The 2,184-nt window shown below is 64.1% G+C and carries 2 protein-coding genes; one reads left to right on the top strand and one right to left on the bottom strand.

What is annotated here, in order from left to right:
- Positions 1-70 precede the first annotated feature (70 nt).
- Positions 71-1,015 (bottom strand): ATP-binding protein, encoded by a 945-nt coding sequence (locus CAPSK01_RS03075; protein WP_034922465.1) that lies wholly within the window; start codon positions 1,013-1,015, stop codon positions 71-73.
- A 64-nt stretch (positions 1,016-1,079) separates the two neighbouring features.
- On the opposite strand from CAPSK01_RS03075, the gene CAPSK01_RS03070 reads away from it, so the two are divergent.
- On the top strand, positions 1,080-2,184 hold a 1,105-nt coding region (locus CAPSK01_RS03070; RefSeq protein WP_034922337.1), incomplete at its 3' end, for a murein transglycosylase A.

Genomic DNA, 2,184 nt, shown 5'->3' with positions numbered 1-2,184 from the left:
TCGCCGCGCAGCATCACTGCCGCCACCACATCGGTCACCTGGGTCATCGGGCGCTTAATCGCCGAGCAGCTCAAGCGACATTCCGCGAGCGCTTGCGCGCAGTCGTTGGCGAGCTGCGCGACCGCTTCTGGCGATCCGGCGCAGCGAGTTGCCGGCCGGCCCAGTCCCTGGCGAACTGCCAGGCGACACGCCCGCTGCGCGAACCACGTTCGAGTGCCCAGTTGAGCGCATCGCGCTCGGCATGAACAATCTCGTCGCGGGCGCAGCCAAAGGACTGCAGCCAATGCGCCACGATGTTGAGATAGGCCTCCTGGTCGAAAGGGTAGAAGGAAATCCACAGGCCGAAGCGCTCGGACAGCGAAATCTTTTCCTCGATCGCTTCGCCAGGATGAATTTCCTCACCGACACGCCGGCTCTCCAGGTTCTCGGCGAAAAACTCGGGCATCAGATGCCGCCGGTTCGATGTGGCGTAGATCAGCACATTCTCGGGCGCCGCGGCGATCGAACCGTCGAGAACGACCTTCAGTGCCTTGTAACGTGCATCGCCAGAGTCAAAGGAAAGATCGTCGCAGAAGACGATGAAGCGCTCCGGGCGTCCTTCGATCAGTTCGACGATGTCCGGCAAGTCGGTCAGATCGCCCTTTTCCACCTCGATCACGCGCAGTCCTTGCGGAGCGTATTCGTTAAGCAGCGCCTTGATCAGTGACGACTTGCCGGATCCGCGGGCACCGGTGAGCAGTACATTGTTGGCCGGCTGGCCGGTGACGAAGTGGCGCGTGTTCGCGTCGATACGCGCTTTCTGCTCGTCAATGTCCTGCAGGTCGCCGAGCCTGATCGCGGGCAGGCGCATGATCGGTTGTAGATAACCTACGCCACGGCGGATTCGCCAGCGGAAAGCGCAGGCCGCAGCCCAGTCTGGCAACGGTGAAGCCGGCGGCAGCAAAGGCTCGAGACGATCGAGGAACTGCTCGGCGCGAACGAGGAAGCGCGCAATTTGTCGGAAAGAGTCGATCATCGGGCCGCGGACAGTATAGACAGTATACTTCGAAGGTTGACGGACCCGACACTCTAGCCAAACCATGCACAAAAGCCAATCCCGCTCTTTCCTTGTCGTCGTCGCTGCCCTGCTTGCGGGGTTGCTCAGCGCCTGTGGGACGCCTGCGCCGAGCAGCGCCTGTGCCGCGCCCCCCAGTTGCCCAGCTTGTCCAGCCTGCGCCGCGGCCGGGCCAGCGACCGCCCCCCAGCCGGCTGCCAGGCCGCTACAGGCCGCGCGCTGGAGCGACCTGCCGGGCTGGAACGACGATGACCTCGCTGCCGCCTGGCCGGCTTTCCTGCAATCGTGCCGCGCGCTCGCCAAGCGGCCGCAGTGGCCGCAATGGCAAGCGGTCTGTGACGAGGCACGGAGTCTGAACGGACCGGCGACGGCGGACATCCGCCGCTTCTTTGAGTCGCGTTTCCAGCCCTGGCAATTGACCAATCCCGACTCCACGACGAGTGGGCTGATCACCGGCTACTACGAACCGCTGCTGCACGGCGCGCGGACGCGTACCAAGCCCTTTCTGCAACCGGTGCTCGGCGTACCGCCCGATCTGCTGAACATCGACCTCGGCGCAGTCCTGCCGGATCTGAAGAACCTGCGCCTGCGCGGCCGTTTGCAAGGCAACAAGGTGGTTCCCTATTTTTCACGTGCGGAAATCACCGCTCATGAAAAGAACTACCTTGACCGCGTTCTGCTTTACGTCGACGACCCCGTCGAACTGTTCTTTCTGCAGGTGCAGGGCTCCGGGCGGGTCAGGCTGCCCGATGGCCAAACGGTACGCCTGGCTTACGCCGACCAGAATGGCCACCCCTATCAGTCGATCGGGCGGGTACTCGTCGACCGCGGCGAGTTGAGCCTCGAACAGGCTTCGATGGCAGGCATCAAGCAATGGGCGCGAGCCAATCCGGGCCGGGTCAACGACCTCTTGAACACCAACCCGAGTTATGTGTTCTTTCGCGAACAACCCGCCACTGGCCATGACGGCCCAAACGGTGCGCTCGGCGTCGCGCTGACCCCGGAGCGCAGCATCGCCGTCGACCCCCGCTACACGCCACTCGGCGCACCGGTCTTCCTGGCAACCAGCCAGCCTGATTCGCCGGCACCGCTGCGCCGTCTTGTGCTGGCGCAGGATACCGGCGGCGCGA

The sequence above is a fragment of the Candidatus Accumulibacter vicinus genome (genome assembly GCF_000584955.1).
GTDB lineage: Bacteria > Pseudomonadota > Gammaproteobacteria > Burkholderiales > Rhodocyclaceae > Accumulibacter > Accumulibacter vicinus.
The sequence above is the reverse complement of the archived record's forward strand: the minus strand, read 5'-3'. Positions and strand labels throughout refer to the sequence as shown.